This window comes from Mesorhizobium sp. M0051, assembly GCF_040323235.1.
GTDB lineage: Bacteria > Pseudomonadota > Alphaproteobacteria > Rhizobiales > Rhizobiaceae > Mesorhizobium.
In genome coordinates, this window is sequence record NZ_JAMYUT010000086.1 from 1 (window position 1) to 1,563 (window position 1,563).

Here is a 1,563-nt window from a genome sequence, read left to right on the forward strand (position 1 = left end):
CCGCCCCGGGTTGATCGGAGGCTCCATGTGTGGATGCCCCGTTTCATGCAAGTGCCTTTCGCGTCTTCGAGCATGTGATCGGGTGCGGTCATGTGTCAGGCCTGTGATGCGGCGTCGGAGGTGCCGCTGGCCGTCATGGAGATACGCGGATCAGGCGCAAATCAACTCGACGAGCTTTTCGCTCTTGGAGCCTCGGTGCATTTCCTGATCCCGATCAGACCGATCATTTGCCCTTGACGTTCACGACCTCCTCACATGCTGCCCATCATGGCCTCGCAGTCGCCGAGTGCATGCTCATGCTGCCGCGCTGCCAAGATCCCGGTAATCCTCTTTCTTTGTCAACATCGCCCATACCGAGCGAGCCATCTTGTTGGCCAACGCCATGGCAACCAGCATCAGCGGTTTGCGATCCAGCATTCGGGCGAGCCATGATCCTGGCCGCGCACCGCGGCGGGAGGCCCACTGGATGACGGACATTGCGCCGATGATCAGCAACCGTCGGATGTCCCGCTGGCCCATTTTAGACGTTCGGCCGAGCCGCTGCTTGCCACCGGTCGAGTGCTGGATAGGCACAAGTCCGAGCCAAGCGGCAAAGTCACGGCCGCGCTTGAAGGTCGACATTGGGGGCGCAAACGCTTCCACCGCCATGGCCGTGATCGGGCCGACTCCCGGCATGGTCTGAAGGCGGCGTGTATCCTCCCCGCACTGGGCTTCGCGGCGGAGGATTTTCTCCAGCTCGGCAACTTCGCAGCTCAACCGATCGACCTGCTCCAAGTAGACGCGACCAACGTCGACAACCAGTTGGGGCATCGTAGATTCGGCGGCATCAATCGCGGCAGCCAAGGTTTTCAGGTGAGCCGGACCTTGCGGTGCGATGACGCCGTGTTCGGCAAGATGACCGCGCAAGGCGTTGATCAGTTGCGTGCGCTGGCGCACCAAGAGGTCGCGCGTCCGGAACACCATCGACCTCGCTTGCTGCTCTTCCGTCTTCACCGCCACAAACCGCATCGTTGGTCGAGATCCCGCTTCAGCTATGGCCTCGGCATCGGCGGTGTCGTTCTTCTGGCGCTTTACATAAGGCTTGACGTAGCTGGGCGGGATGAGCCTCACCTCGTGGCCCAGCTCCCGAATTGCCCGGCCCCATTCGTGTGCGCTCGCGCAGGCCTCCATGGCGACCACACAGGTTGGCTGTCGGGCCAAAAACGGGAGGACCTGAGAGCGAGCCATTCTCTTCCGGAATGCGACGCCGCCGTCGGCGTGAGCGCCATGAGCGTGGAAGACGCGCTTCGCCAGATCGATGCCAATGATGGTGACGTTGTTCATGTCGTTCCTCCTGTTGTCCGCAGCCCATTCTGCGATGGCAATTCTGCCACGCCGCTGGCTCGGCGGGAGGGGCATCCACTCCATCAACTCCTGAGAAGGTGGAACCATGACAAGCAAGGCGACCAACAAGTTCTCTCCCGAGGTCCGGACCCCCCGCGGTGCGGCTGGTTCTGGATCACGAACGCGAGCATACGTCGCGGTGGGCGGCGGTTTCATCGATCGCCGCCAAGATCGGCTGCA

The 1,563-nt window shown here is 62.2% G+C and carries 1 protein-coding gene and 1 pseudogene; one reads left to right on the plus strand and one right to left on the minus strand.

Translation table 11 applies throughout. The annotated features are described in order from the left end of the window. Positions 1-294: 294 nt before the first annotated feature. A complete protein-coding gene (locus NKJ90_RS33305; protein ID WP_352487770.1) occupies positions 295-1,323 on the minus strand; it encodes an IS110 family RNA-guided transposase in 1,029 nt (342 codons plus the stop codon). Between the two features lie 106 nt (positions 1,324-1,429). On the opposite strand from NKJ90_RS33305, the pseudogene NKJ90_RS33310 reads away from it, so the two are divergent. Next, positions 1,430-1,563, plus strand: a pseudogene (locus NKJ90_RS33310) (IS3 family transposase); the annotation flags it as partial.

Coding starts and splice junctions, on each gene's coding strand:
- NKJ90_RS33305 (WP_352487770.1), bottom strand. CDS start 1,323: ATGAACAACGTCACCATCATTGGCATCGATCTGGCGAAGCGCGTCTTC.